Annotated in this window: 27 protein-coding genes; 16 read left to right on the top strand and 11 right to left on the bottom strand. The window is 70.6% G+C overall.

Going from position 1 to position 26,780, the window contains the following annotated elements; translation table 11 throughout:
* Positions 1-12 precede the first annotated feature (12 nt).
* From OG738_RS11145 to OG738_RS11135, 3 genes are all read left to right on the top strand, one after another.
* Positions 13-1,398, top strand: a complete 1,386-nt coding sequence (locus tag OG738_RS11145) for an amidase (RefSeq protein WP_329053391.1) — start codon at positions 13-15, stop codon at positions 1,396-1,398.
* A gap of 79 nt (positions 1,399-1,477) precedes the next feature.
* Positions 1,478-1,990, top strand: a complete 513-nt coding sequence (locus OG738_RS11140) for an RNA polymerase sigma factor (RefSeq protein WP_329053388.1) — start codon at positions 1,478-1,480, stop codon at positions 1,988-1,990.
* Positions 1,983-2,855 (top strand): CU044_5270 family protein, encoded by an 873-nt coding sequence (locus OG738_RS11135; RefSeq protein ID WP_329053386.1) that lies wholly within the window; start codon positions 1,983-1,985, stop codon positions 2,853-2,855. The genes OG738_RS11140 and OG738_RS11135 overlap by 8 nt, the downstream gene beginning before the upstream one ends.
* 40 nt (positions 2,856-2,895) lie before the next feature.
* Here OG738_RS11135 and OG738_RS11130 read toward each other — a convergent pair whose 3' ends face one another.
* Positions 2,896-3,753: an HpcH/HpaI aldolase/citrate lyase family protein gene (locus OG738_RS11130; RefSeq protein WP_329053384.1), complete on the bottom strand. Its 858-nt coding sequence runs from the start codon at positions 3,751-3,753 to the stop codon at positions 2,896-2,898.
* Positions 3,750-4,820 carry an HpcH/HpaI aldolase/citrate lyase family protein gene (locus OG738_RS11125; RefSeq protein ID WP_329053382.1) on the bottom strand — a complete coding sequence of 357 codons (1,071 nt, stop codon included), beginning with the start codon at positions 4,818-4,820 and terminating at the stop codon, positions 3,750-3,752. The genes OG738_RS11130 and OG738_RS11125 overlap by 4 nt, the downstream gene beginning before the upstream one ends.
* A gap of 422 nt (positions 4,821-5,242) precedes the next feature.
* On the opposite strand from OG738_RS11125, the gene OG738_RS11120 reads away from it, so the two are divergent.
* Genes OG738_RS11120 through OG738_RS11110 form a run of 3 tightly spaced genes read left to right on the top strand, consistent with a single transcriptional unit; the run spans position 5,243 to position 7,526 of the window.
* The gene (locus OG738_RS11120; protein ID WP_329053380.1) at positions 5,243-5,896 is read left to right on the top strand and encodes a hypothetical protein; all 654 of its coding nucleotides are present in this window, start codon (positions 5,243-5,245) and stop codon (positions 5,894-5,896) included.
* Positions 5,897-5,928: 32 nt separating this feature from the next.
* On the top strand, positions 5,929-6,579 hold the full coding sequence (locus OG738_RS11115) for an SDR family oxidoreductase (protein WP_329053378.1): 651 nt from the start codon (positions 5,929-5,931) through the stop codon (positions 6,577-6,579).
* Positions 6,576-7,526 carry a ribose-phosphate diphosphokinase gene (locus OG738_RS11110; RefSeq protein ID WP_329053376.1) on the top strand — a complete coding sequence of 317 codons (951 nt, stop codon included), beginning with the start codon at positions 6,576-6,578 and terminating at the stop codon, positions 7,524-7,526. Before OG738_RS11115 ends, OG738_RS11110 begins: the two co-directional genes overlap by 4 nt.
* Here OG738_RS11110 and OG738_RS11105 read toward each other — a convergent pair.
* Positions 7,523-8,821: a D-arabinono-1,4-lactone oxidase gene (locus tag OG738_RS11105; protein ID WP_329053374.1), complete on the bottom strand. Its 1,299-nt coding sequence runs from the start codon at positions 8,819-8,821 to the stop codon at positions 7,523-7,525. The genes OG738_RS11110 and OG738_RS11105 overlap by 4 nt on opposite strands.
* Before the next feature lie 85 nt (positions 8,822-8,906).
* On the opposite strand from OG738_RS11105, the gene OG738_RS11100 reads away from it, so the two are divergent.
* Positions 8,907-10,091 carry an amino acid deaminase/aldolase gene (locus tag OG738_RS11100; RefSeq protein ID WP_329053373.1) on the top strand — a complete coding sequence of 395 codons (1,185 nt, stop codon included), beginning with the start codon at positions 8,907-8,909 and terminating at the stop codon, positions 10,089-10,091.
* 257 nt (positions 10,092-10,348) lie between these two features.
* Here the strand turns inward: OG738_RS11100 and OG738_RS11095 are convergent, their stop codons facing one another.
* Positions 10,349-10,996 (bottom strand): TetR/AcrR family transcriptional regulator, encoded by a 648-nt coding sequence (locus OG738_RS11095; protein ID WP_329053371.1) that lies wholly within the window; start codon positions 10,994-10,996, stop codon positions 10,349-10,351.
* 128 nt (positions 10,997-11,124) lie between these two features.
* On the opposite strand from OG738_RS11095, the gene OG738_RS11090 reads away from it, so the two are divergent.
* Both OG738_RS11090 and OG738_RS11085 read left to right on the top strand, forming a co-directional pair.
* Positions 11,125-12,450, top strand: coding sequence for a GH1 family beta-glucosidase (locus OG738_RS11090; RefSeq protein WP_329053369.1), 1,326 nt, complete (start codon positions 11,125-11,127; stop codon positions 12,448-12,450).
* Entirely contained in the window at positions 12,440-13,708 is a 1,269-nt protein-coding gene (locus tag OG738_RS11085; protein WP_329053367.1) for an MFS transporter, read from the top strand. Before OG738_RS11090 ends, OG738_RS11085 begins: the two co-directional genes overlap by 11 nt.
* Positions 13,709-14,079: 371 nt before the next feature.
* On the opposite strand, the gene OG738_RS11080 is transcribed toward OG738_RS11085, so the two are convergent.
* On the bottom strand, positions 14,080-14,502 hold the full coding sequence (locus OG738_RS11080; RefSeq protein ID WP_329053366.1) for a hypothetical protein: 423 nt from the start codon (positions 14,500-14,502) through the stop codon (positions 14,080-14,082).
* A gap of 13 nt (positions 14,503-14,515) precedes the next feature.
* Positions 14,516-14,851: a hypothetical protein gene (locus OG738_RS11075; protein WP_329053365.1), complete on the bottom strand. Its 336-nt coding sequence runs from the start codon at positions 14,849-14,851 to the stop codon at positions 14,516-14,518.
* A gap of 335 nt (positions 14,852-15,186) precedes the next feature.
* Between OG738_RS11075 and OG738_RS11070 the strand changes: the two genes are divergently transcribed.
* Both OG738_RS11070 and OG738_RS11065 read left to right on the top strand, forming a co-directional pair.
* Positions 15,187-16,572, top strand: coding sequence for a helix-turn-helix transcriptional regulator (locus OG738_RS11070; RefSeq protein ID WP_329053364.1), 1,386 nt, complete (start codon positions 15,187-15,189; stop codon positions 16,570-16,572).
* A 22-nt stretch (positions 16,573-16,594) separates the two neighbouring features.
* Entirely contained in the window at positions 16,595-17,482 is an 888-nt protein-coding gene (locus tag OG738_RS11065; RefSeq protein ID WP_329053363.1) for a phosphotransferase family protein, read from the top strand.
* A 211-nt stretch (positions 17,483-17,693) separates the two neighbouring features.
* Here OG738_RS11065 and OG738_RS11060 read toward each other — a convergent pair whose 3' ends face one another.
* The 4 genes from OG738_RS11060 to OG738_RS11045 form a co-directional block, all read right to left on the bottom strand.
* A complete protein-coding gene (locus OG738_RS11060) occupies positions 17,694-18,722 on the bottom strand; it encodes a copper resistance D family protein (RefSeq protein WP_329053362.1) in 1,029 nt (342 codons plus the stop codon).
* 4 nt (positions 18,723-18,726) lie between these two features.
* Positions 18,727-19,275 (bottom strand): copper resistance CopC family protein, encoded by a 549-nt coding sequence (locus OG738_RS11055; protein WP_329053361.1) that lies wholly within the window; start codon positions 19,273-19,275, stop codon positions 18,727-18,729.
* On the bottom strand, positions 19,276-20,025 hold the full coding sequence (locus OG738_RS11050) for a YcnI family copper-binding membrane protein (RefSeq protein ID WP_329053359.1): 750 nt from the start codon (positions 20,023-20,025) through the stop codon (positions 19,276-19,278).
* A gap of 77 nt (positions 20,026-20,102) precedes the next feature.
* Positions 20,103-20,651: a hypothetical protein gene (locus tag OG738_RS11045; RefSeq protein ID WP_329053358.1), complete on the bottom strand. Its 549-nt coding sequence runs from the start codon at positions 20,649-20,651 to the stop codon at positions 20,103-20,105.
* Between the two features lie 253 nt (positions 20,652-20,904).
* Between OG738_RS11045 and OG738_RS11040 the strand changes: the two genes are divergently transcribed.
* From OG738_RS11040 to OG738_RS11025, 4 genes are read left to right on the top strand one after another with little or no spacing between them, the layout of a single operon-like run.
* Entirely contained in the window at positions 20,905-21,552 is a 648-nt protein-coding gene (locus OG738_RS11040; protein ID WP_329053357.1) for an ABC transporter permease, read from the top strand.
* Entirely contained in the window at positions 21,545-22,711 is a 1,167-nt protein-coding gene (locus OG738_RS11035; protein ID WP_329053356.1) for an ABC transporter ATP-binding protein, read from the top strand. The genes OG738_RS11040 and OG738_RS11035 overlap by 8 nt, the downstream gene beginning before the upstream one ends.
* Positions 22,708-23,487 (top strand): ABC transporter permease, encoded by a 780-nt coding sequence (locus OG738_RS11030; RefSeq protein ID WP_329053354.1) that lies wholly within the window; start codon positions 22,708-22,710, stop codon positions 23,485-23,487. The genes OG738_RS11035 and OG738_RS11030 overlap by 4 nt, the downstream gene beginning before the upstream one ends.
* Complete coding sequence (locus OG738_RS11025) at positions 23,484-24,452, top strand: glycine betaine ABC transporter substrate-binding protein (protein WP_329053352.1); 969 nt, start codon at positions 23,484-23,486, stop codon at positions 24,450-24,452. The genes OG738_RS11030 and OG738_RS11025 overlap by 4 nt, the downstream gene beginning before the upstream one ends.
* 64 nt (positions 24,453-24,516) lie before the next feature.
* Here OG738_RS11025 and OG738_RS11020 read toward each other — a convergent pair whose 3' ends face one another.
* Positions 24,517-24,978, bottom strand: a complete 462-nt coding sequence (locus OG738_RS11020; protein WP_329053351.1) for a DUF6474 family protein — start codon at positions 24,976-24,978, stop codon at positions 24,517-24,519.
* Between the two features lie 90 nt (positions 24,979-25,068).
* Here OG738_RS11020 and OG738_RS11015 point away from each other — a divergent pair, with 90 nt between their 5' ends.
* Entirely contained in the window at positions 25,069-26,709 is a 1,641-nt protein-coding gene (locus OG738_RS11015) for a TM0106 family RecB-like putative nuclease (RefSeq protein WP_329053349.1), read from the top strand.
* Positions 26,710-26,780: the final 71 nt, after the last annotated feature.

Genomic DNA, 26,780 nt, shown 5'->3' with positions numbered 1-26,780 from the left:
TGAGGAGCGCTCATGCCCGAGTTGCCTGACCTGACCGCCGTCGAGCTGGTCGCGCACTACCGCGCGAAGACGCTCTCGCCGGTCGAGGTGACCGAAGCGGTGGCGAACCGCATCGAGGCGCGAGAGCCCGAGTTGCACGCGTTGTACGCGTACGACCCCTCGGCGGCTCTCGATGACGCGAAGGCGTCCGAAGCCCGCTGGGCGTCGGATGAGCCGCTGGGCCCGATCGACGGCGTGCCGTTGACGCTCAAGGAGAACATCGCCACGCGCGGCACACCGGTCCCGCTGGGCACCGCGGCCACCGCACTGGTCCCGGCCGCGGAAGACGCCCCGGCCGCCGCGCGGGTCCGCGAGTCCGGCGGCGTCCTGCTGGCCAAGACGACCATGCCCGACTACGGGATGCTGACGTCCGGGCTGTCGAGCTTCCACGAAACCGCGCGGAACCCGTGGCGGACGTCGGCCACGCCCGGCGGATCCAGCGCGGGAGCGGGTGCGGCGGCGGCCGCGGGCTATGGCCCGCTGCACGTCGGCACCGACATCGGCGGCTCGATCCGGCTGCCCGCGGGCTGGTGCGGGCTGGTCGGGCTGAAGCCGAGCTTCGGCCGCGTGCCGGTCGACCCGCCGTTCCTCGGCCGCGTCGCCGGCCCGATGACCCGCACGGTCGCCGACACGGCGTTGCTGATGAGCGTCCTGTCGGCGCCCGACCCGCGGGACCACCTGAGCTTGCCGCCGGCCGATCTGGAGTGGTCGTCGCCGGACTCTTCGGTGGCCGGACTCCGCGTCGGCCTGCACCTCGACCCCGGCGTCGGCCTCCCGGTGGATCCGGCGACGCGCGACGCGGTCACCGCGGCGGCTCGCGCCTTCGAAGCCGCGGGCGCGATCGTCGAGCCGGTCGGGCCGTTCCTCACCCGGGAAATGCTCGGCGGCCTGGACGTCTTCTGGCGCACGCGCGCGTGGTCGGACATGGCGGCGTTGCCGCCGGACCGGCGCGCGAAGGTCCTCCCGTACATCGCGGACTGGGCCGCGGGCGGCGCGGAGGTGTCCGGAGTGGACGTCTACCGCGGCTTCGCCCAGATCGACGCGATCAGCGTCGCGGCCTTGCGCGCGACTTCCGCGTACGACGTCGTTCTCTCCCCGACGTGTCCGGTAGCGGCCCCACCGGCGGAGTGGGCGTCCCCGACGAACGACCCGGCCAGGCCGTTCGAGCACATCGCGTTCACCGTGCCGTACAACATGTCCGGCCAGCCGTCGGTGTCCCTGAACTGCGGCTACACCGACGACGGCCGCCCGATCGGCCTCCAGCTGACGGGCCGCCGCTTCGACGACGTCGGCGTCCTGCGCGCGGCCGCGGCGTACGAACGCCTTCGCGAGCCGCAGCGTCCCTGGCCGATCGGATAGGGAAGGGTTCCGGGGTCCGCGGCGAAGTGGTGGTGAAGCTGTCGCCGACGGGAAGGAACCCCATGACAGAGGCAGCCCCATGACGGCGGCCCCGGTGACCGACATCGAGCAGTTCACCGAGGTGCACGACCGCCACTTCGCGGCCATCTACCGCTACGTCGCGGGGCGGCTCGGCGCCCAGGCCGCGGAGGACATCGCCGCCGAGACGTTCCTGGTGGCCTTCGACCGCCGCAAGACGTTCGACGCCACTCGCGGCGACGTGCGGGCCTGGCTGTTCGGTATCGCGACGAACCTGGTGTCCCGGCATCGCCGCAAGGAAGCCCGGCACTACCGCGCGCTCTCGCGGCTCGAGACGCCTCGCGCCGCCGAAGGCCACGAAAACCGCGTCGTCGTGGCCGGGCAGCTGGGGAAGGCGCTGGCCCGGCTGACCGCCGGCGAACGTGACGTCCTGCTGCTGGTCGCTCTCGCCGATCTCGGCTACGCGGAAGTCGGCGAGGCACTCGGCATCTCCCCGGGCACGGTCGGCTCCCGGCTGACGCGCGCCCGCAAGAAGCTCACCCCCGTACTCGCCCAGGAGGCCCGCGATGAATGACCTGGAGGCGCTGCGCGCAGCGCTGATCCCCGACGAGCCCGCGCAGGACGTCGTCGACCGCAGCCGGCACCGGCTGCAGAACCGCATGCTCGGCGCACCCCCGAAGCGGTTCCGGCCGTTGGTGCTCGGGGCCGGCCTCGCCGCTGCCGCGGTCGCGGCCGGCGTCGTGGTGGCGACCCTGCCCGGCGCTCCGGCCCCGGCGGCGCCTCCGCAGGCGGTCGCCCCGGTCGACACCGGGCAGCAGGTGCTCCTCGCGGCGGCCACCGTGGCCGCGAAGGCGCCGGCGGAAAGCGGCACCTACTGGCACGTGAAGATCTCCGCGGGGAAGTCCGGCCTCGAGTACTGGACCGCGGCGGCCGACGGCCACCAGTGGTACCGCGGCGCGAAGTCCGGGGACCAGCTCGAGTCCGTGGGTTTGCAGCCCTTCCGGCTGGTCGCCCTCGAAGTCACCCTCGACCAGATCCGGGCTCTGCCGACCGAGCCGACGGCGCTGCGGGACTGGATCGTGAACGCGCTGAAGCGCAGCGACGCCAAGGTGAGCATGCACCCGCTGATGCCGAAAGACCGCGAACAAGCGCTGCTCCAGTCGCTGATCTCGCTGGTGTCGACGGTGCCCGCGGCCCCGGACGTGCGAGCGGCGGCGTTCCGCGCCATCGCGGCGTACCCGGGAGTGCGCGCGCTCGGCGCGGTATCCGGGGGCCAGGCTCTGTTGCTGCCGCTGGGCGAGCGTCTGGTCGTCGATCCGGCAACGGGCCGCGTCAACGCGACGTCGACGTACGTTCCCCCGAACGGCGGGCTCGTCCACGTCGCCGACCCGCAGGGGGCCGCGATCACTGCCGAATGGACGGACAAGCTGCCGAAGTGAACCGACCGGTGGCCGGGCGGTCCCGCCCGGCCACCGGGGCTCAGCGCTTGACCGCCTCGGCCAGCGCCAGCACCCGCCGCGCATTGTCGACGTGCAGGTTTTCGATCATCCGACCGTCCACAGTGACCACGCCGCGGCCCGCGGCCTTGGCCTCCTCGAAGGCTTCGATGATCCGCCGCGACCGGTCGATCTCCTCCTCCGACGGCGCGAAGATCCGGTTGCACGGCTCGACCTGCGCCGGGTGGATCAACGTCTTCCCGTCGAAGCCGTACTGCCGGCCCTGCTCGCACTCGGCCTCGAACCCGGGAAGGTCCTTCACGTCGTTGTAGACACCGTCGAGGATGACCTTGCCGGTCGCGCGCGCGGCCAGCAGGCACAGCGAAAGCCCGCCGAGCAGCGGCCCGCGGCCCGGGACGAACTCCGCGTGCAGCTCCTTGGCCAGGTCGTTCGTGCCCATCACCAGCACGGTCAGCCGCTCGGACGCCGCCGCGATCTCCTCGGCGTGCAGCATCGCGACCGGTGTCTCGACCATCGCCCAGATCTTCGTGTGCTCCGGTGCCCCGCCCAGCTCCAGCGCGCGCTCGATGTTGTGCACCTCGGCCGCCGAGTTCACCTTGGGCACGACCACCGCGCCCGGCCCGGCCGACGCGGCCGCGCGCAGGTCGGCGTCGTGCCATTCGGTGTCGAGGCCGTTGACCCGGATCGTCACCTCGCGCTCGCCGTAGTCACCCGAAGCCGCGGCGGCGCAGACGCGTTCGCGCGCCGCCTCCTTGGCGTCGGGGGAGACGGCGTCCTCGAGGTCGAGGATCAGCGCGTCGGCCGGGATGGTCTTGGCCTTCTCCAGCGCGCGCTCGTTCGCGCCGGGCATGTAGAGCACCGAGCGTCTAGGCGTGGTCATCCCAGGATCTCCTTGGTGGCGGCGTCGTAAGCGGCCGCGAGCTCGGGGTCGTCCGCCGCGAGGGCGTCGGCCAGTTCGGCGACCACGCGGCACTGCTTCACCGACGCGTCGTCCTGCATCTTCCCGTCGATCATCGCCGCGCCCGTGCCGTCGCCCATCTCGGCGATGACGCGACGCGCCCAGGCCACATCGGACGGCGAAGGCGAGAACACCTTCTTCGCGATGTCGATCTGCACGGGGTGCAGGCTCCACGCGCCGACGCAGCCGAGCAGGAACGCGTTGCGGAACTGGTCCTCGCACGCGACGACGTCGCGGATGTCCCCGAAGGGCCCGTAGTACGGCAGGATCCCGTGCATCGCGCAGGCGTCCACCATGCGCGCGACCGTGTAGTGCCAGAGGTCCTGCTGGTAGGTCGTCCGGCCCTCGGTCAGGTCGTCGCCCGTCGGGTCGGTGCGCACCAGGTAGCCGGGGTGCCCGCCGCCGACGCGGGTCGTCTTCATCCGGCGGCTGGCGGCCAGGTCGGCCGGGCCGAGCGAGATGCCCTGCATGCGCGGGCTCGCGCCGGCGATCTCCTCCACGTTGGCCATGCCGCTCGCCGTCTCGAGGATCGCGTGCACCAGCAACGGCTTCGTCAGGCCCGCGCGCGCTTCGAGCTGCGCCAGCAGGCGGTCGACGTAGTGGATGTCCTGCGCGCCCTCGACCTTCGGCACCATGATCACGTCGAGCTGGTCGCCGATCTCGGTGACCAGCGTCACCAGGTCGTCGAGCACCCACGGCGAGTCCAGGCTGTTGACGCGCGTCCACAGCTGCGTCTTCCCGAAGTCGTTCGCCTTGGCGATCGCGACGAGCCCGGCGCGCGCGGCCTCCTTGCGGTCGGCGCGCACGGCGTCCTCGAGGTTGCCGAGCAGGACGTCGACCTTCTTGGCGAGGTCCGGCACCTTCGCCGCCATCTTCTCGTTGCCGGGGTCGAAGAAGTGGATCATCCGGGACGGCGTCACCGGGATCTCCCGCACGGGAGCGGGCGCGCCCAGGGCGAGCGGGGCGAAGAAGTCCTTCGGGGAGCGCATCGGTCCTCCACGGCGACGACTAAGTGACTGGTGGGTAACTTTAGTCCCGGGCGCGCGACACCGCTGCGGCGCAAGTCACCGCCGTGTGGGTGACGGCGGACAACCGCAGCTCAGCGCCCCGCGTCCACTGTGGATTTTCCCGGGGTTGCGCCGAACGGGCTAGTCGGCGGGGGTGGGCCGAATCCTGCCGCGGGTAGTCGTCCGCAGGCGGACGGTAGTGCCACTCACCCCGCGATCACTCGGTTGGCCGCACCGTTCGACCGAAGTCCCATGACCGCCTACCGACCGGTCATCGACCGCTGGGCGCCGCCGATCGCAGCCACTCGCACTACCCGGCGACGCCGCGCCGCCACGCTGTTAGACAGATTGAGTGCCGGTTTTCACCGGTCACGAAGCGGTGCAGGTTAGAAGGAGGCGGACTCGTGGCGGCTACACCTCAGAACACCGAGCGCTCGACGGTCGCCGGTGGCGCGAAGCGCAGCCGGTCGATGCCGAGCCGAGTGGTGCCGCCGATCGAGCTCCCTTCGAGCGTCGACGAGCTCGCCGTCGCCGCCGCGGCCCAGCTGGGCTGGAACGGCGTCGTCCTCCCCGAGACCACGATCCTCGGCCGCAAGGTCTGCGTGGTCGCCAAGCTCCGCACCGACGTGCACGCCGAACGCATCGCGATGGGTGCCGGCCCGGTGGCCGACCGCGCCACCGTCGACACCTGGACCTGGCCGGAGCTGGCCGGAACCGCCCCCGCCCCGGCCGCCGAGATCGTCGGCGTCCTGGCCGTCGCGCGCCACTGGCGCACCGCGATGGCCTCCGCGGTTCCGTTCGCCCGCTACGGCGAGGCCGCGATGGTGCTGCCGTCGCCGGTCATCCTCACCGAGGACTACGTCGGCAACTGCCTGCCGCGCGCCCGTGCGTACGGCCTCGCCGTCGTGACGGCCGACCCGAACGCGGTCGTCGACCTCGACCTCGAGGGCCGCACCGAGCGCGTCGTGCTGGCCGAGGACCCGGTCTCCCGCCTGGTGAACGAGGTCGTCTACGACCACCTGCTCCGCACCGCCGAGGTCCCCGCGTCGCTCGACTGACGGGCTCGATCTCACCGGGATAGGGTCGGCTCATGCGAGTCGTCATTGCAGGTGGACACGGTCAGATCGCGCTGCGGCTCGAGCGGCTGCTTGCCGCGCGCGGTGACGAAGCGGTCGGGATCATCCGGAACCCGGCGCACGCGGCGGATCTCGAAGCCGCGGGTGCCCAGGGCGTCGTGCTCGACCTGGAGAACGCCGAGGTGGACGCCGTCGCCGAGGTGTTGAAGGGCGCCGACGCCGCGATCTTCTCGGCCGGCGCCGGCCCGGGCAGCGGCACCGCCCGCAAGGACACTGTGGACCGTGGCGCCGCCGCGCTGTTCGCCGAAGCGGCCGAGCGCGCCGGCGTCCGGCGGCACATCCAGGTCGGCTCGATGGGCGCCGACAACCCCGACAACCCCAACGTCAGCGACGAATTCCGCCACTACCTGCGCGCCAAGCGCGCGGCGGAAGACGACCTCAAGGCCCGCGACCTCGACTGGACGATCCTCCGGCCGGGCCAGCTCACCGACGACCCCGGCACCGGCCTGGTCCTGCTGGCCGACAAGACCGGCCGCGGCCCGGTGCCCCGCGACGACGTCGCCGCGGTGCTCGTGGCGCTGCTCGACACACCCGCGTCCGCGCGGCGCACCTTGGAACTGATTTCCGGCGAAACCGCGATCGGTGAGGCGATTTCAGCACTGTGATCACCCAGGCATCCAGAGAAATCGCCGTCTTCAGCGGCAGCGCGCACCCCGAGTTGGCCGAAGAGATCTGCAAGCACCTGGGCGTGCCGTTGCGCCCGGTCGAGATCCAGCGGTTCGCGAACGACTGCCTCGAGGTGCAGCTGCAGGCGAACTGCCGGGAGCGCGACGTCTTCATCATTCAGCCGCTCGTGAAGCCGGTGCAGGAGCACCTGGTCGAGCTGTTGCTGATGCTCGACGCGGCGCGCGGCGCGTCGGCGTCGCGGATCACCGCCGTGATGCCGCACTACTCGTACGCGCGCTCGGACAAGAAGGACGCGCCGCGCATCTCCATCGGCGGCCGCCTGGTCGCCGACCTGCTGACCACGGCCGGCGCGAACCGCGTCCTCGCGATGACCTTGCATTCGCCGCAGGTCCACGGCTTCTTCAGCGTCCCGGTCGACCACCTGCACGCGCTGCAGGAGCTGGCCAGGCACTTCCGCCAGTACGACCTGTCACGCACCACCGTCGTCTCGCCCGACCTGGGCAACGCGAAGGAGGCGTCGCACTTCGCGCGGCTCCTCGGCGCCCAGGTCGCGGCCGGCGCAAAGGAGCGCTTCCCCGACGACCGCGTCCAGATCACGTCGGTGATCGGCGAGATCACCGGCCGCGACGTCATCGTGCTCGACGACGAGATCGCCAAGGGCAGCACGGTGCTCGAGCTGCTGGACCGGCTGGCCGAGCTGGAGCCGCGCTCGATCCGCGTCGCCTGCACGCACGGCCTGTTCGCGGCGAAGGCCATCGAGCGCATCGGCAGCCGGCCGGAGGTGCTGGAGATCGTCTGCACCAACACGGTCCCGGTGCCCGAAGAGGAACGCACCGAGAAGCTGAAGATCCTGTCGATCGCACCGGCCATGGCCGAGGCGATCCGCCGCATCCACAACGGCGAATCGGTGTCCGCGCTGTTCTAGCCGACGGGCCCGAGCACCCGGTCCAGGTAGGTGTTGGTGAAGACGCCGCTCGGGTCGGTTTCCTTGCGCACGCGCAGGAAGTCGTCGAAGTGCGGGTAGCGCGAGCGGAGGACACCGGCGTCGAGGTCGTGCATCTTGCCCCAGTGCGGGCGGCCGCCGACCGCGCCGGCGATCTTCTCGAACGCGCTGAAGTACTCGCGGTACGGCATGCCGACGAACTGGTGGATGGCGATGTAGGCGGAGTCGCGGCCCTGCGCGGTCGACAGCCAGATGTCGTCGGCCGCGGCGACGCGCACCTCGACCGGGAACATCACCGGGTCCTTCAACGTCGGAACTACGGCGCGTAGTTCGGCGAGCACGTCGAGCACTGATTCACGTGGAACAGCGTATTCCGTTTCGGTGAAACGAACGTTGCGCGCCGTGACGAAGACGCGGTGGGAGGTGTCGCTGTACTCGCGCGCGCTCAGGACGTTGGAGGCGAAGCTGCCGAGCGACGGCACGAGCCGCGGCATCAGCCGGCCCGTCCGGCAGAGGCCGCCGAACGCGACGTTCTCCATGATCTGGTAATCGACGAACTCGCGGACCTTGCTCAGCGGCTGCGCGGTGTCGGTCCGGTTGTTGCGCTTGACCAGGGCGTTCGTGCCGTAGGGGAACCAGTAGAACTCGAAGTGCTCGTTCTCGTCGGCGAACTCGTGGAAGCCTTCGAGGACCTGCTCCAGCGGCTCCGGCCGTTCCTGCGCGCGCAGGATGAAGGACGGTTCGCACTTGAGCGTCACCGTGGTGATCACGCCGAGCGCGCCGAGGCCGACGCGGGCGGCGGCGAAGAGGTCGGGTTTCTCTTCGGCCGAACAGCTGACGACCGAGCCGTCCGCCAGGACGAGTTCGAGCGCGGCGACCTGGGTGGCGATACCGCCGAGGCGCGCGCCGGTGCCGTGGGTGCCGGTGGAAATCGCGCCGGCGATGGTCTGTGCGTCGATGTCGCCGAGGTTGGTCATGGCCAGCCCGAGCGCGTCGAGCTCGGCGTTGAGCTGCTTGATCGTGGTGCCCGAGCGGACGGTGACGTGCCCGGTTTCGAGGTCGGCCTTTTCGATGCCGGTCCAGTTCCGCAGGTCGAGGGCGTCGGAGTCGGCGACGGCGATCGCGGTGAAGGAATGGCCGCTGCCCCAGGGACGCACGGTCCGGCCGGCCGCGGCGATGCTCGCGACGGTCGCCGCGATCTCCGCCGCGCTGCGCGGCTGGTGAACGTGCAGCGGCGACGCGGACGCCGTGCCCGCCCAGTTGGTCCACCGGGTCATGCGCGCACCCTCCATCGGTCGAGTGCCCGAAACAGTATGTGAACAGTATTCGCGTTTCAAGCCTTCGTGTCGTACTTTAGACCTCGTGACCAGTGCGACGGTGTACGACTTGGCGACCAAGGACCTCGATCCGCCGTTGGCCGTGGTCGACTTGGCGGCCTTCGACGCGAACGCCGACGACCTCCACCGCCGCGCGGCGGGCAAGCCGATCCGCGTGGTCAGCAAGTCCGTCCGCTGCCGGGCGTTGCTGGAGCGCGTGCTCGCGATGCCGGGCTTCGAGGGCCTGATGTGCTACTCGCTGGCGGAAGCGGTCTGGCACGTCGAGCAGGGCACGACCGATGACATCGTCGTCGCCTACCCGACGGCCGACCACGAAGCGCTGCGCCGGCTCGCCGCGTCCGACGAGGCGCGCGCGGCGATCACGATCATGGTCGACTCGCCTTCGCACCTGGACCTGGTGGATGCGGCGCTCGGCCACAGCCACCCGGAGATCCGGGTGTGCCTGGAGCTGGACGCGTCGTGGCGCCCGCTGCCGGGAGTGCACGTCGGCACCCGGCGATCCCCGATCTTCACCCCGAAGCAGGCCGCGGCTTTCGCCCAGCAAGTCGTGGCGCGCCCGGGCTTCCGCCTGGTGGGCGTGATGGCGTACGAGGGCCAGATCGCCGGCCTCGGCGACGCGGCCGGCCGCCGCCTGAACCAGGCGGTGATCGGCTGGATGCAGCGCCGCTCGGCCGCGGAGCTGAACCGCCGCCGCGGCGACGTGGTCCGCGCGGTCGAGGCGGTGACCCCGCTGGAGTTCGTGAACGGCGGCGGCACGGGAAGCATCGAGTCCACGGGCGCGGACGCGGTGGTCACCGAGATCGCGGCGGGCTCGGGCTTGATCGGCCCCACCTTGTTCGACGGCTACACGAGGTTCAAGCCCCGCCCGGCGGCCCTGTTCGCGCTGCCGGTGGTCCGCCGCCCGACGCGCAAGATCGCCACGCTCTACTCCGGCGGCTACATCGCTTCGGGCCCAACGGGTCCTTCACGCCAGCCGACGCCATACCTCCCGACGGGCCTGAAGTTCCTCGGCTTCGAGGGAGCGGGCGAGGTCCAGACCCCGGTGACCGGCCGAGCGGTCCGAAGCCTGAGCCTGGGCGACCGAGTGTGGCTGAGGCACGCGAAGGCGGGCGAGCTGGCCGAGCGCTTCACGCACTACCACCTGGTGATGGGCGACCGGGTGGAGCGCACGGTCCCGACGTACCGGGGCGAACACCAGAACTTCGGCTGACTGGGTCTGGGTGCCGGCCCGTACCACGTGCTTTGCCTCCGTTGGTCCCGGACTGCTCGCGCTGGGCTGGGTGGCTGTGGCTTGGGGGTTGCTTGCGCTGGGCCGGTTTGCCGCGATCCACCGACCGGGCCCCACACGCAGCCCACCCTCCCCGGGGGAACCCCCACATCCAGTCTATCGGTGCCCACCGACAACCCGGCCCCGAACAGCCGAGTTGTCCACAGCCGTGCATACCTGTGGACAACTTCTGTGGACAGCTACGACTGCTCCCCGAACCGAGCCGCCAAATACCCCTTCACCACGTACTTCGCCTCGGCGACGATCTTCTCGTCTCCGCTCGGCTCCTTCCGGAAGGCCAGCTTCAGCAGCGCGTCGGCCACCTCGTTGGCGATGCCGATCGCGAACCTCAGGTCCTCCACCGGGCGGTCCACCTGCGTGGACACCAGATCGGTCAGTGAATCCACGATCACCGCGTTGTTGTCGCGCGTCTCGTCGAGCAGCTGGCGGTCGATGATGTCGCCGAAGTGGACCTTCGAAAACCCCGGCACTGACCGGTGCATGTCCAGGTAGATGTCGAGGATCGAGTCGACGACGTCCCACCAGTGCTCCGGGCCGAGCTGCTTCAGGCGCTCGTTCACCGCGCCCACGAACCGCTCGAGATTGCGGGCGGTAAGCGCTTGCACGACGGCGCGCTTGTCGGGGAAGAACTGGTACAGCGAACCGACCGCCACGCCCGCTCGTTTGGCGATCAGGGTCGTCGTCAGTGCGTCGTAGCCGAGTTCGTCGATCAGCGCCGCGCTCGCGTCGAGCATCTGCTCGACTCGCTTCGCGCTTCGCTGCTGGACCGGCTGACGGCGCAAGGGGGTGGCTTCTGCCGGCACCTTCGCGGCCTGGATGTCGGACACGGCGCTCCTCCTCGTCTGATCTGGGACTTTATCGTGCCGACGGGCTTCCCCACGGACGAGTGAAGACCTAGTATATGAGAACTTTTCATGTTCACCCGTACGGGTGGCCTGACGAAGGGTCAGCACCGGTGCAGAACCCGATCTTCCCGCCCGGCTTCCTCTGGGGTGTCTCGACTTCGGCGTTCCAGATCGAGGGCGCCACCAGCGAAGGTGGGCGCGGACCGTCCATCTGGGACACGTTCACCGCGACCGAGGGCAAGATCGCCCGCGGTGAACAAGCAAACGTAGCCGCCGACCACTACCACCGCTACCCCGAAGACATCGCCCTGATGGCGGAGCTCGGCGTCGGCGCCTACCGGATGTCCATCGCCTGGCCCCGCATCCAGCCCGACGGCACCGGCGCGCCCAACCCCGAGGGTCTCGGCTTCTACGACAAGCTCATTGACGCCGTCTGCGAAGCCGGCATCGCCCCCGCCGTCACGCTCTACCACTGGGACACCCCGCAGGCGATCGAGGACGCGGGCGGCTGGCTCTCCCGCGCTACCGCTGAGCGCTTCGCCGAGTACGCCCAGATCCTCGGCGATCGCTTTGCCGATCGGGTGAAACTGTGGATTCCGCTCAACGAGCCCATGGTGATGTCCATCTTCGGCTACGCGATCGGCGAGTACGCGCCCGGCCGGACGCTCCTGCTCGACGCCGTCCCGACCGCGCACCACCAGAACCTCGCGCACGGTCTCGCCGTCCAGGCCCTCCGCGCGGCCGGGGCGACGAACATCGGCACCGCCAACAACCACTCGCCGATCTGGCCGTCCGACGACTCTGCCGAAGACCAGATAGCCGCCGAGTGGCTCGACGCGCTGCTCAACCGGCTCTACGCCGACCCCGTGCTGCTCGGCAGCTATCCCGAGCAGCTCCACGAGCACCTGCCCGCCGGGTTCGCCGACGACCTGCCGACCATTGCGCAGCCGCTCGACTTCTACGGCGTCAACTACTACGAGCCGCAGGGGGTCGCGAAGCCCAGCCCCGGCAACCCGCTGCCCTTCGATCTTCGCCCGATCGAGGGTTACCCGATGACGACCAACGACTCGCCGATCGTCCCGCACGCCCTGCGCGAGCTGCTGCTCGACTTCCACCGGCGCTACCGCGACAAGCTGCCGCCCATCCAGATCACCGAAAACGGCTGCAGCTTCGCCGACGTCGTCGCCGAGGACGGCGGCGTGCACGACCCCGAGCGCATCGACTTCCTGCACGGCCATCTCGTCGCGCTGCGCGAGGCGATGGACGCCGGCGTCGACGTCCGGGGTTACTTCTGCTGGTCCCTGATGGACAATTTCGAGTGGTCCAAGGGCTACGCGCCACGCTTCGGCCTGGTGCACGTCGATTACGAAACCCTGCGGCGCACGCCGAAGGACTCGTTCCACTGGTACCGGAAGCTGGTGCGCGATGAGCAGTGAGACGACCGAGGCGACCGGCGTGCCGGAAGCCCTCGCCGAGCCCGTCGTACGGGTGCGGCCCGGCTGGATGAGCCTGCTGTTCTTCGCGAACATCGCGCTCTGGCTGGGGATCTACGCGCCGATCCAGGTGCTGCTGCCGAAGCAGGCACAGCTGCTGGACCAGGTGGACAAGGAGTTCGTGCTCGGGCTGGTGATGGGCGTCGGCGCGATCGTGGCGCTGGTCGTCAACCCCGCGATCGGGCTGCTGTCCGATCGGACGTGCTCCCGGTTCGGCCGCCGCCACCCGTGGACCGTCGCCGGCGCGCTCGTCGCCACCGTCGGCATGGCCGTGCTGGCCTTCGCACCGTCGGTCGCCGTGATGATCGTCGGCTGGTGCCTGGTCCAAGGCGGGCTCAACGGCATGCTCGCCACGCTGATGGCCGCCATGCCGGACCGCGTGCCGGTCGGGCAGCGCGCGCAGGTCGGCGGCCTCGTCGGCATCGCGCAGATGCTCGGCACGGTGGTGGGCGCGGCCGTCGTCATCACCGCGTCGGACCTCGCCGGGCTGCCGCTGGCCTACTCGGTCTGCGGCGTGATCATCCTCGTCGGCGCCGCCTTCTTCGTCCTCCGGACGCCGGATGCGCGCCTGCCCGTCGAGTTCCGGCCGCGGTGGGTGCGGCGCGAGGTGCTCGGCAACCTCTGGGTGTCGCCGCGGCGGTTCCCGGACTTCGCCTGGGCGTGGTCCTGTCACTTCATGATCAACCTCGGCAACGGGTTCGGGACGCTCTACCTGCTGTACTTCCTGCAGGACGCGGTGCACTACAAGAACCCGGACGACGGCCTGCTGATCATGATGGGCCTGTACGGCGTGGCGCTGGTGGTCGGCGCCGTGCTCGCCGGCCACTTCTCCGACAAGTCCGGACGGCGTAAGCCGTACGTCCTTGCGGCCTCCGGAGTGATGGCATTGGCCGCTTTGCTGCTGGTGGTGTGGCAGACCTGGACGGTCGCGCTGGTGGCGTCACCGTTGCTGGGCGTGGGTTTCGGCGCGTACATGGCTGTCGCGCTCGCGATGCTCACCCAGGTGCTCCCGGCGGCGCAGAACCGGGCGAAGGACCTCGGGATCATCAACATCGCGAGCTCGCTGCCGCAGGTGGTCGCGCCGCTGCTCACGCCGCTGGTGCTGGCCTACCTGGGTGGGTATCCCGGACTCTTCGCCGCTTCGGCCGTCGCGACGCTCGTGGCCGCGGTGCTCGTGCTGCGCGTGAAGGCGGTTCGCTAGTGGAACCGCGGGCCGGTGCCGGTCGGGGGAGGGGAGTGCAACGGCACCGGCCCGCGGAATTCGGGGGCCGCTCACAGCGGGCGGATCATGTCGAGGCGAACCAGTGGTCCAGGCCTCTCGATGATCAATCTAGCGGGCGATTACCGCCTGGGCTAGGCCTAACGCGTATTTTTTTCGATTAATCGCGGTGGGGACCGGAGTGGAGCGGCCGAGGACTGGTTCGCACTGCTCGGGGGTGCGGGCGAAACAGTCCTCGGCCACGGCGAGAGCAGGCGCGGGGCCGATGGGGCGATCGGTCGGCCGCGCTCGCCGGATCAGGGGCGGAACAGGCCGGGCCGCAACCGCGGGAGGGGGCGACGACCCGGAATCCGTCAGGCCGTGACCGCTCGGCGCGGGTTCACCAGCGCGTGGCGTCCGGTGGTCTCGGCCGCGCTCGGGGCCGGCACGCCGCGGTCCTGCGTCGGGACCGGGCTCTTGCGGCGGCCCTGCAGGCGGCTGTCCGCCGACGACTGCTGCGGAGCCAGCCCACCGGCCACCAGGTGTTCGTGCGCGACCTGCCAGACCGAGCACGGCGCCTTGCAGCGGTGCCACCGGGTCGAGCAGGTCGGGCAGTCGCCGCGCTCGTCGGGCTCGTGCATCTTCAGCATCGCGCGCCACGCCTCCGTCAAGCGGGGCAGTTCGGAGCGCGCGACCGAGACGAGCGACTGGGCGTCGGCGCGGTTCGCCAGGTCGGTCAGCATGTCGAGGCGCTCCCAGACCGCATTGCGGAGGACCTGCCCGAGTACCTGATCCATGATCAGCTCACCGTTACCTTTCCGCCATCTTGGCGGCTTCGTTGAGCGCGGCGCGCAGCTGTCCGAGCTGGCCGGACGTCAACCGCGCGGTCTCGCCGGGGGGCGAGACCAATACCACCTGGTTGTCCTCGACGAACACCGTCACCGCGCGCTCGCGGCTGATGAGGTCGCCGCACTGCACGCGCCACACCAGCTGTCCGCCTTCGTAGTGCCGGACGCTCGCGGTGCGGGGGTCCACCGCGGCGGCGGGGGTGACCGGGCGGACAGCGGAGAGGGGAGAGACCGCCGGCCGCACGGCGCGGGTCGCCGTACCGGCATGTCCCCCTGCGAACGAGTCCACGAACTCCACGCCCTTCTCCGCTCTGTCGTCCCGTCTTCGAATCCGTCGGGCTTCGAAGATGCCTTCTGCAACATCTCTTTGTCACAGCGCTGCGGTTTTCGTAGCTCTCCGTGATCGCTGCCGGTGTCCGGGCGGTGACGGAGATCTGACAACTACAGTGAGGTGAAACCGGGTGCGATAGAAGGTCGAAATGGCGTCATAGCGGTGACCGGACCGGGTTCCACGGTAAGCGGTCAACGGACTTCGCCCGGACCGATCAGGGCACCAGTTCGGCTGTTCACACGGTTTCGCAGGTTTGCCTACGCTGTTTCACAGACGCCCGACCGGACAGTGGAGGGGGCGCGATGGACGCCAGTAACGGTGGCAGTGCCGAAGCCCGGCAGAGCCACGCAGTTCCCGCTGACGCGTGGGAGCAGCCGGAGATGAGAGCGGCTCTCGCGGCCCGCGAGATCAGCGCCGTCTACCGGCTCCTGCGCAAGCACGGTGTCTCGCAGCGCCAGATCGCCGCGATGACCGGCCAGTCCCAGTCCGAGGTGTCCGAGATCCTCAAGGGTCGCCAGGTCATGGCCTACGACGTGCTCACGCGCATCGCCGACGGCCTGGGTGTCCCCCGTGGATACATGGGCCTCGCCTACGACGAGGCCACGGCGATACGCGTCGTCGGCTCCGCCGACGGCCAGCAGGCTGAGGAGGACGAGTCCGTGAAGCGACGGAGGTTCCTCGCGCACGCCGCCCAGGTCACGATGGGTGCGGCGGTGTTCGGTCCGGAATCGGGCACGTGGTCGGCGGGACCGGCCAGGACGCCGGCGCCCGGGCGCATCGGCATGACCGACGTGCGCCAGGTGGAGGCCGCGACGCGGGCCCTGCGCGCGCTGGACTACCAGTACGGCGGCGGGTTCTGCCGCGACGCCGTCGTGGCGCAGCTGTCCTGGGGACAGCAGATGCTCGAGGCCCACGGCACCGACATCGTCAAGAACCGGCTGTACGTGGCGCTCGCCGACCTGCACTCGCTGGCCGGCTGGACGTCCTTCGACACCGGCCTGATGGACTCCGCCCGGGGCCACTTCGCGAACGCGCTGGACCTGGCCAAGCAGGGCGAGAACCACCCGCTGGTGGCGAACGTGCTCTACCGCATGGGCCGCGTCTACCTGCACCAGGACGCCCCGAACGACGCGCTGAAGCTGTTCCAGCTCGGCCAGATCGCGGCGCAGGAAAGCGGTTCCGAGCTGGCGGTCTCCGTGCTCTGCGCGAACGAGGCCTGGGCCTACGCGATGATGGGCAACGAGGAGCAGGCGGTGAAGCTGCTCGGCCGGAGCAAGGACGAGTTCGAGCGCGCCAACCTGGCCGAGGCCGAGTCCTGGGTGAAGTTCTTCACCGAGACCGACGTCTACGCCATGGTCGGCACCGTCCACACGGTCCTCGCGCAGCAGAACGCCGAGCACACCAAGTACGCCATCCCCGCGCTGACCAGGGCCGTCGAGTCCTACGACGACGAGATGGCCCGCTCCAAGACGTTCATGCTGAGCGCGCTGGCCACCAACCACCTGCTGGACGGCGACCTCGACCACGGCGCCAAGGTCGGCGGCAAGGCCATCGACTGCGCCGAGGGCATCAAGTCCGAGCGGGTCAAGGACCGCATGCGGCCCCTGCAGGACGAGGCCGAGCGCCGCCGCAACAACGCCGACGCCCGTGACCTCGCCGACCGCCTCAACGCTTTCTACGCCGCCTGACGCCGAGGGGACCGGGACCGTCTTGGACGGCCGGTTCACGTCCGGCAAGCTGCGTGGCGTACTGGCGGAGACCTGCGCGCGGCTGGGTTTCGACCCGGCGGGCGCGCGGTTGCTGCGGTTCACCAACAACGCGGTGTACGCACTGGTCACCGCGCCTTTCGTGATCCGGATCGTCGGCTCGACCCGGCTCCGGCACCGCGTCGAAACCGTGGTCCGCGTGGCCCGGCACTTCGCGCACCACGACGTCCCCGCGATCCGGCTGCTCGACTCGGTCGAGCAGCCGATGCGGGTCGGCGAGCACCTCGTGACCGTGTGGCACCAGGTGCCGAGCATCGGCCGCCCGGCGACGTCCGCCGACCTGGCCCGGCTGCTGCGCCGGGTGCACGCCCTGCCCGCGCCCGAGGACCTCGCCGAGTGGGCGCCGTTCGCCGCGGTGCGGGCCCGCGTGTCCGACGCCGAAGAGCTCAGTGCCGCCGATCGCGCGTTTCTGCTCGACCGCTGCGCCGAGCTCGAAGGCGCGCTGGCCGAACTGGAGTTTCCGCTGGCCAGGAGCCTGGTCCACGGCGACGCGTACCCGGGCAACGTCATCCCCGGCCCGGACGGACCGGTGCTCTGCGACTTCGATTCGTCGTGCGTCGGCCCGCCGGAGTGGGACCTGACGCCGCTGGCGGTCGGCCGTGAACGGTTCGGCGACCCGCCGGTGCGCTACCGGACGTTCGCCGCGGTGTACGGCTTCGACGTGACGTCGTGGCCCGGGTTCGCCGTGCTCCGGGCGATCCGCGAGCTGAAGCTGACGACGAGCGTGCTGCCGATCCTGCGCAGCCGGCCGCAGGTGCGGCCCGAGCTCTACCGCCGGCTGGACGATCTCCGCAACGCGCGGACGGACACCCGGTGGACGCGTTACCGATGACCGTTGTCTGTCACTTCATGTGACCGGCGCCACATCCTGCACGTGCATTCGCCGCTGGCAAATGACCGTTCGTCGCTTCCGAAATGCGGTCAGCTCTGGGTAGAAAGTTCGGCCCAACCGGTCGCCCCCAATGGTCTACCCCTCAGCCCAATGCGCAACTTGCAGCTACTCGCCGTGACCGCAGACCGGCTCTACCAGCGAGGAAGGGCTTTCAGGAGGCGACGACCGGCGCCCGCGTCAGCGCCACCGCGAAGCCGAACGCCAATCCCATGACGGTCAGCTCGAGCGTCGCCCACGCGGCCAGCGCCGTGCGGTTGTGCCGGACGATCTGCGGCATCAGCCGGAAGCGGGTGTACGCGCCGAGCAGCGCGATGGCGCCCGTGCACAGGAACTTGAGCACGAAGAGCTGCCCGTACGGTGTCGTGAAGATCGCCGCCCAGAACCCGATGGTCGGGTTGAGCGAGATCTCGACGAGGCCGTTGAACAGGCCGGTCGCCGCCGAGAGGATCAGGCAGAGCGTCGCGAGCTTGGAGAACCGGGGCAGCGCGTGCGCCAGCAGCGTCCGGTTCGCCACGAGGAGCACGGTCATCGCGCCGAGGCCGCCGGTCCAGGCGACCGCGCTCATGACGTGCAGCTCCATCGAGATCATCGTGTAGTCGTGGTAGTTCCAGTTCGACGCGTGCCCGGTGACCGGCAGCGGCAGCAGCGCGAACAGGCCGAGCCCGACGCGGACTTCGGCGGGCACCTTCTCGCCGAAGCGCAGCGCCAGCGCGCCGATCCCGGCGTGGACGAGCGCGAGCGCGGCGACGATGACGAGCGCCTTGCCCGCGCCGACGGCGGCGATGTAGCTGCCGATGTCACCCGCGGAGAGCGTCGACGAGCCGGGCTTGTACTCCGCGGTCTGCAGGATCAGCGCGACGACCGCGGCCGTGGCCCAGACGAGCGCGGCCGCGACGCCGGCCGGCCGGGCCAGCCGCAGGATCGGCTCGGTCAGCTTCGGGCGGTCGTAGCCGACGAGCACCGACAGCAGCGCCAGGCCGATGGTGGTGACCGCGGCGAGGTCGAGCAGGACGCGCACGACGGGGATGCCGGCCGAGACCACCGCGCTGGGTTCCACGACCCCGGGGACCGGGGTGGTGGACATGAGCGCGACGCCGATCAGGGCGCCGAGCAGGCCCGCCGTGACGACGCACAGCAGCGTCGAATAGCGGGGCTTCGCGGTGGTCTCGGCCTGGGCCATCCCGTCAGTTCTTCTCTTCCACGGACCGGCCGGAGCGCAGCGCCACGGTCAGCCCGATCGCCAGCAGCACGACCGCGCCGGCGATCCAGACCCAGATCGGCACCCCGGTCGAGCCCGACTGCGGCGAAGCCGACGACGAGCTGCCGGGCGACTTCGCCGCGTCCACGGTCGCCGGCGTGCCGGTGCCCGCGGCGGTGAGGGTGAACGTGAGCTCACCGGTCACCGGGTGGCCGTCGGCGGACAGCACGCGATAGCCGATGGTGTACTTCCCGGCCGGGCCGAGCGGCCGCAGGGGCGCGCTGATCACGTTGTTCACCACGCTGATCGGCCCTTCGGCCCACTGGCCGCCGCTGGGTCCGGTCACCGCGATCTGGTTGACGTCCGCGCCCTGCACGTACTGGTCGAACGTCAGGCTGACCTTCTGCGGGCCGGCGGCGATCGACGCGCCGTTCGCCGGGTCCGAGGAGATCAGCACGTTGTGCGCCAGCGCCGGGGTGGCCGTGCCGAGCACGGCCACCACCGTCAACGCCAGCGCGACGAGCGCTTTCCGCATCTAGCTGTTGCCTCCCGGCTTCGCCGTGGCCTTGCGGGCCCGGACGGTCGCGCCGGCCCCGACGCCGAGGCCGATGGCGCCGACGAGCAGGCCGGCTCCGCCGAGCCAGCGGGCCGTGCTGTCGGACGCCGCCGCGGCTTCAGTGTGCTCGCCGGGCGTCGCCGCCATGTTGGCGGACATGTCGCCGTCGCCCGCGACCTGGGCGGCCAGCTTGACGGCCGGCGCCGGGTGCTCCGGCTCCGCGCCACCCGGGGGCGTCGGCTGGTTCCAGTCGACGACCTTGCCGTCGCTGTAGGTCTGGTGCGCCGGGAATTCGACCTCGTCCACGTTGGTCGGCAGCGGGCCGAAGCTCACCGAGAACTCCTGGTAGTCGGTGGCCTTCAGCTCGTTGCCCGGCTGCGCGGTCCACGTCACCGCCGTGACGGCCTCGGTGATCTTCGTGCCGTTGTCCTTGGTGATCGGGGTGGGCAGCTTCGACTTGGTCACCTCGGCGGTCCAGCCGGGCAGCGGCTTGGTCCGCACGCTGCCGATGCCGTAGTCGGGCTTGAAGTCGACGGCGACCTTGGTGGTCGTGGTGTTCGGCTCCTCGCTCGGGACGCGGAACACGATCGCGGCGTACCCGCCCTTCGTCGGCTGCGGGCCGTAGACGTTGGCGGTGACGTGCGCGGAGGCGACGCCCGCGCCGAGGAGGCCGGCGACACCGACGGTGGCGGCGAGGAAACCGGCGCGCTTGAAGACGTGCTGGGACATGGGTTCACTCCTGATGAACTCAAGAAAGGGGACAGCTCGGTTCGGGGACCGGGCTGCTGCGGGGGACGAGCTGGGTTTCAGGAGTGGACGGGCGGGCCGCGCCGCCCGCGGATCCGGCGCAGATCGACGCCGACGAGGTGGCCCGGTGCGTCGACGCGCACCGGGACGAGCGCGGGGGCGACCGGGACCGGCAGCGCGCCGAGCAGCCGCGGCAGGATCGCGCGCAGCACGGCGAGCACCGTCAGGAGCATCGCGTCCGCGCGGGCGAGCAGGAGCGCAGCGACCAGGGTCGCCACGGCGTGCGCGACGAGCATGCCGAGCCCGCTGCCGCCGGGCATCGCGGCCATGCCGTGGTCGTGGTGGTCGGCGAGCGTGGTGAGCAGGAGGTGCATCACGAGCTGAGCGGCGCCGAGCAGGCTGATCGTGGCGACCGGTCCACGCGCCTTGCGGGCCAGCGCGGTCGCGGTCCAGCCGAAGAGGCCGCTCAGCAGCACGGTCATCGCCGGGTCGGGCAGGCCGCCGTCGGCCAGCCGGTGCGCGGTGACGGACAGCGCCGCGGCGGACACGGCGAGCGACACACCCCGGGTAGCACCCAGCACGGCGGGACGCCGTGCCGGAACGCTCATGAAGAGCAGCCTAAGGGACCTGCTCCCGCGCGAGCGTGTGATCCCGTGAAGTGAGCACACACCGAGTTCACGGCTCGCGCCACGCCGTGGTTCAGGCCGTTTGTTGCCGATCACGGGCGGAAAGGCCAAGGTGGGCGGAACCGGTGGGCCGAAAGCGGGGGTTTGGCCCGGCTTCGCGCTGGGTACTGAGCCGTCGGTCAGGAACTAGCCCGTTCGGGTGAAGGCCTGCGCAAAGGCGGGAGAGCGGACACGGATGAACCTCTTCGACTACATCTCCGACCGGGCGAGCAAGCTCTGGCTGGAGGCCTACCTGCACACCAGCATGGTGGTGCAGTGCACGATCCTCGCGGCGGTCCTCGGCGTGCTGATCGGGGTCGCGGTGTACCGCAGCCCGATCGGTTCGGCGGTGGCCACGGCGCTGGCGAGCACGATCCTGACGGTCCCGTCGTTCGCCCTCCTGGGCCTGCTGATCCCGATCTCGGGGCTCGGTCCGACGACGGCCGTGATCGCGCTGGTGCTCTACGGCCTCCTGCCGATCGTGCGGAACACCATCGTCGGGCTCGACGGCGTCGACCCGGCGATCACCGACGCGGCGCGCGGCATCGGGATGAGCCGCTTCGGCGTGCTCACCCGGGTCGAGCTGCGGCTGGCCTGGCCGGCGATCCTCACCGGCATGCGGGTGGCCACCCAGATGCTGATGGGCATCGCCGTGATCGCCGCCTACGCGAAGGGCCCCGGCTTCGGCGCCGAGGTCTTCTCCGGGCTGACGAATGCGGGGAGCACGAACTCCCTGAACCAAGCCGTCACCGGCACGGTCGGGGTCGTCATCCTCGCGCTGCTGCTCGACGGCGTCTACGTCCTGATCAAGCGCTTCACCATTTCTAGGGGTGTCCGTGGCTGAGAACGAGGAAGTCTCCGGCGTCGAGATCGAGCTGGAGCACGTGACCAAGCGGTACCCCGGCACCCGCGAAGCGGCGGTCGACGACTTCTCCATGGTGGTGCCCGCCGGCAAGATCGTGGTCTTCGTCGGCCCGTCCGGCTGCGGCAAGACCACGACGATGCGGATGATCAACCGCCTGGTCCAGCCGACCTCCGGCAAGATCACCATCGGTGGCGAGGACGCGCTGGGCCTCGACGTCGACACGCTGCGCCGCCGGATCGGCTACGCCATCCAGCAGGCCGGGCTGTTCCCGCACTTCACCGTCGCGCAGAACATCGGCGTGGTGCCCGGCCTGCTCGGCTGGGACAAGAAGAAGGTCAACGACCGGGTCGAGGAGATGATGGACCTGGTCGGGCTGGACCCGGCCGACTTCCGCGACCGCTTCCCGCGCCAGCTCTCCGGCGGGCAGCAGCAGCGCGTCGGCGTCGCACGGGCGCTCGCCGCGGACCCGCCGGTGCTGCTGATGGACGAGCCGTTCGGCGCGGTCGACCCGATCACCCGCGGCAACCTGCAGGACGAGCTGCTGCGGCTGCAGTCGGAGCTGAAGAAGACGATCGTGTTCGTCACGCACGACTTCGACGAGGCCGTGAAGCTCGGCGACAAGATCGCGGTGCTCGGCAACCAGTCGTCGATCCTGCAGTACGACACGCCCGAGGCGATCCTGGCCAACCCGGCCAACGACACGGTCGCCGGGTTCGTCGGCGCGGGTGCGTCGCTGAAGCAGCTGACGCTGCTGCGGGTCCGCGACGTCGAGCTGGCGCAGGACGCGCTGACCGCGACGGTCGACGACGACCCGGCCGAGATCCGCAAGAAGCTCGAAGACCAGCGCAAGCACTTCGCGCTGGTGCTCGACCAGCGGCGCCGCCCGCTGCGCTGGGCGCACGTCCGCGAGCTGTCGTCGGCGACATCGATGACGGCGGTCGGCAAGCCGCTGCGGGACATCGTCAGCCTGCAGTCGACGTTGCAGGACGCGCTCGAGGCGATGCTCGCCGAGGGCGGCTCGGTGCCGGTGACGGGCGCGCGCGGCGAGTACGCGGGCACCATCCAGCTCGACACCGTCATCGCGACCATCCAGCAGCTGCGTGAGGAGCACACCAACGGCGAGGAGGTGTCCGCATGACAGCTGTCGTCGATACCGGTTTCAGCACCGAGTCCGGCTCCAAACGCGCGGAACGCGTCCGGCTGTTCGCGCAGCCCGTCGTGGTTCTCGTGATCGTCGCCGTCACGCTGATCTGGGTGTTCTCCAGCGGGCTCAACGCGACCGAGAAGGAGACGCTCAACGCGTCCTCGCTGTTCACGGCGTTGTGGGACCACGTGCTGATGACGCTCGTGGTGACCGCGATCGTCGTGCTGGTCGCGGTGCCGCTCGGGGTGATCGTGACGCGGCCGTGGGCGCGCTTCCTCGCGCCGGTCTTCCTGGCGATCGCGAACATCGGCCAGGCCGCGCCCGCGCTCGGCGTGCTGGTGCTGTGGTTCATCGTCACCGGCGCGACCGGCGGGCTGTGGGTGGCGGCGCTGCCACTGGCCTTCTACTCGCTGCTGCCGGTGCTGCGGAACACGATGGTCGGTATCCAGCAGGTCGACGAGTCGCTGATCGACGCCGGCCGCGGCATCGGGATGTCGGCGGCCGCGGTGCTGTGGCGGGTCGAGCTCCCGCTGGCCGTCCCGCTGATCCTGGCCGGCCTGCGCACGTCACTCGTCCTGGCGGTCGGCACGGCGACGTTCGGCATGTTCGTCAACGCCGGCGGGTTCGGGCTGCTGATCGACACCGGCTACAAGCTGAACCTGACCTCGGTGCTGGTGACCGGCTCGGTGCTGGCCGTCGCGCTGGCGCTGCTGGTCGACTGGCTGGGCGCGGTCGCCGAACAGTACTTCGGACCGAAGGGCCTGCGATGAAACTCCGGCGCATGACGGCAGTCCTCGGCGTGGCCGTGCTGGGCGCGACGCTCTCGGCGTGCGGCCTGACGGTCAACCAGGCGGTGCCGTACGACATCCAGCCGGGCTCGATCCAGCCGATCCCGTCGCTGCAGGGCCTGAAGGTGACGGTGGGGTCGAAGGACTTCACCGAGAACATCATCCTGGCGTACCTGTCCGAGATGGCGCTGTCCGCGGCGGGCGCGGACGTCGTCGACCTGTCCGACATCAAGGGGTCCAACTCGTCGCGGCAGGCGCTGCTGTCCGGCCAGACGGACGTCACCTGGGAGTACACCGGCACCGGCTGGATCAACTACCAGGGCAACGAGCTTCCGGTGCCCGGCGGCGAGAAGGCCCAGTACGAGGCGACGGCCAAGGCGGACCAGGAGAAGTTCGGCGTCACCTGGCTGAACTACTCGCCGCTCAACGACCAGTACGCGTTCGCCGTCACCGAGGAGTACGGCGCGAAGAACAACCTGAAGACGACGTCGGATCTCGCGGCGTTCATCAAGCAGAAGCCGGACCAGAACGTGTTCTGCCTGGAGACGGAGTTCACCAGCCGTCAGGACGGGTTCCCGGCCGCGGTCAAGGCGTACGGCTTCCAGAACCCGAAGATCGAGAACTTCGGCATCGGCACGATCTACTCGGCGGTCGCCGGCGGCACATGCCCGGTCGGCGAGGTGTTCACGACCGACGGCCGGATCTCCGGGCTGAACCTGCGGGTGCTCGAGGACGACAAGAAGGCGTTCCCGCAGTACAACGCGGTCCCGACGCTGCGCACGGAGTGGCTGAAGCAGCACCCGGACGTCCGCGGCCCGCTGGAGAAGATCGGCGCGGCCCTCGACAACCAGCAGATGGTCGAGCTGTGCAAGCAGGTCGACGTCGACGGCCAGGACGCGGGCAAGGTCGCCCACGACTGGATGGTCAAGAAGGGCTTCGTCAAGTAACTCCCGTCGTGAGTGAGAAACAGTGTTCTAACGCTGTTTCTCACTCACGACCGGGGGCGCGCGGTCAGATCCCCAGCCGGTGCAGCAGGTGGCCTTCCAGCCGCTCCAGCTCGCCGGCCACCGCGCGGTGCACGGCCTTGCGCCGCGCCGCCGGCATCCGCTCGGCCGCCCGCACCGAGGCCGACAGCTGCTCCAGCGTGCTCAGCGACTCGCTCACGAACGTCTTGTCCGCCGCCGATGCCTTCTCCGACTTCTCCAGGTCCCGGCACCCCTGGGCGAGCCCCGCGATCCGGGCGTGCAGCGCCGCACCGCGACCGGTGTACGAGCCCAGCTGATCCACCGCGACGCCGAGCTTGCGCGCCTGGTAGCGGTCGTACAGCTCCCGGGCGGTGCCCGCCGCGCGCACCGCGAACGGCGCGACCACCGGGATCACGACCGGGCCGAGCACCTTCGCCACCGCGACCGCGTTCTTCGCCCTCTTAGGGGTGAACCTGGCTTCACCCTCGACCTTGGCCTTGCGCGCCATGGCACCTCCTGCGACGTGTCGAGGTCGAACTTACTGGTCGCCCGGGTGGCGGGCATGTCGGCTCGGCGGTGGGAATCTAGAGTGATCTCCATGAAGGGCGAGGTGGTACTCGACGCGGGCGCGGTCAGCCGCTGCCGTCGGCGCGTGCACCTCGAACACGACCCCACCATGCGCGAGGTACCGCTTTCCCCGCCGGACCCCACCGCGCAGCAGCGGATCGACGACGCCACCGCCCACCGCGAGGACATCGTCGCCCGGCTGATGGCGGCCAACCCGGGCCACTGGGTGAAGATCGCCAGGGACCTCCCGGCGCACGAGCGCGTCGAGCTGACCGAGCAGGCCTTCGCCGCCGAAGCGTCCTACATCTGGGGCGCGCTGTTCCCGGTCGACGCGGCCGGGCACCGGCGCGGCGGCGTCGACCTGCTCGTGCGCACCGGCCGTGGGTACGTTCCGGTGCTCGTCGTGCGGCACCGGATCTCCGACCGTGGCACCGGCGCGATCGTCACCGAGCTGACCGACCTCGACCCGGCGCACCGCGGCGCCGACGACGGCCGCAAGGTCCGCTCGCAGCCGCGCGACCAGCTGCGGCTCGTGCACATCCGCCGCATGCTGCAGACGCTCGGACAGGCCGACGAAAGCCTCGCCCTGGGCGGCGTCATCGGCCTCGACGCCGACGTCGTCGTCTGGCACGACCTCACCGCGGGCACCTGGCCCGGCGGGCGCAGCGCGCTCACCGAGTACCAGGTCCGGTTCGCCGACCGGCTCGCCATCGCCACCGCGGCCGCGAACGGCGAGGAGCCGCTGGCCGAGCCGTCGCGCGTGCTGGAGTGCCGCCGCTGCCCGTGGTGGCCGACGTGCGAGGTGGTGCTCACCGAGTCCCGCGACGTCAGCCTCGTGGTCCGCGGCGAGGACGCGGTCGAGCTGCGCCGCGCCGGTGTGTCCACTGTGGACAAGCTGGCCGCCCTCGACCCGACCGGCGAGGCGCCGGAAGTGAACTGGACGGGCGTGACGTTCCCGGACGCGGTCGTGCTCGCGCGTGCCTGGCTGGCCGACCTGACGCTGGTGCGCCGCGTCGACCGCGTCGAGGTGCCGCGCGCCGACGTCGAGGTCGACGTCGACATGGAGAGCTTCGGCGACGCCGGCGCGTACCTCTGGGGCTGCCTGCTCACCGGCGCCGACATCGGCGTCTCGCAGGGATACCGCGCCTTCGCGACGTGGGACCCGCTGCCGACCGACGACGAAGCCCGGTCGTTCGCCGAGTTCTGGGCCTGGCTCACCGACGTCCGCGAGCGCACCGAAGCGGCCGGGCTGACTTTCCGCGCGTACTGCTACAACGCGCTCGCAGAGAACCGCTGGCTGTTCGGCTCGGTCGAGCGTTTCGGCGACCACCCGGGCGTGCCGACGAAGAAGGAGATCCAGTCCTTCGTGGACTCCGCGGAGTGGGTCGACCTCTTCCGCAGCGTCACCGACCAGTTCCTGTGCTCCCACGGCAAGGGGCTGAAGGTGATCGCCCCGGTCGCCGGGTTCGCCTGGCGCGATCCGGAGGCGGGCGGCGAGGCGTCGATGCGCTGGTACCGCGACGCCGTCGGCATGGACGGCGAGACGCCGGACGGCGAGCAGCGCGAACGGCTCCTGCGCTACAACGAGGACGACGTCCTGGCCACGCGCGCGCTGCGAGAGTGGATCGATGCGCGGGCGCAGGCCGAAGTCCCGTACATGTTCGACCTCTGAGTAGTTCACTGACTAAGACACTTGCCTGCTGGCACGTCTTCCGTATACTCGTCTGCGAGTACTCGTAAACG

This window comes from Amycolatopsis sp. NBC_01488 (assembly GCF_036227105.1).
In the GTDB taxonomy this organism is placed as follows: domain Bacteria; phylum Actinomycetota; class Actinomycetes; order Mycobacteriales; family Pseudonocardiaceae; genus Amycolatopsis.
The sequence above is the reverse complement of the archived record's forward strand: the minus strand, read 5'-3'. Positions and strand labels throughout refer to the sequence as shown.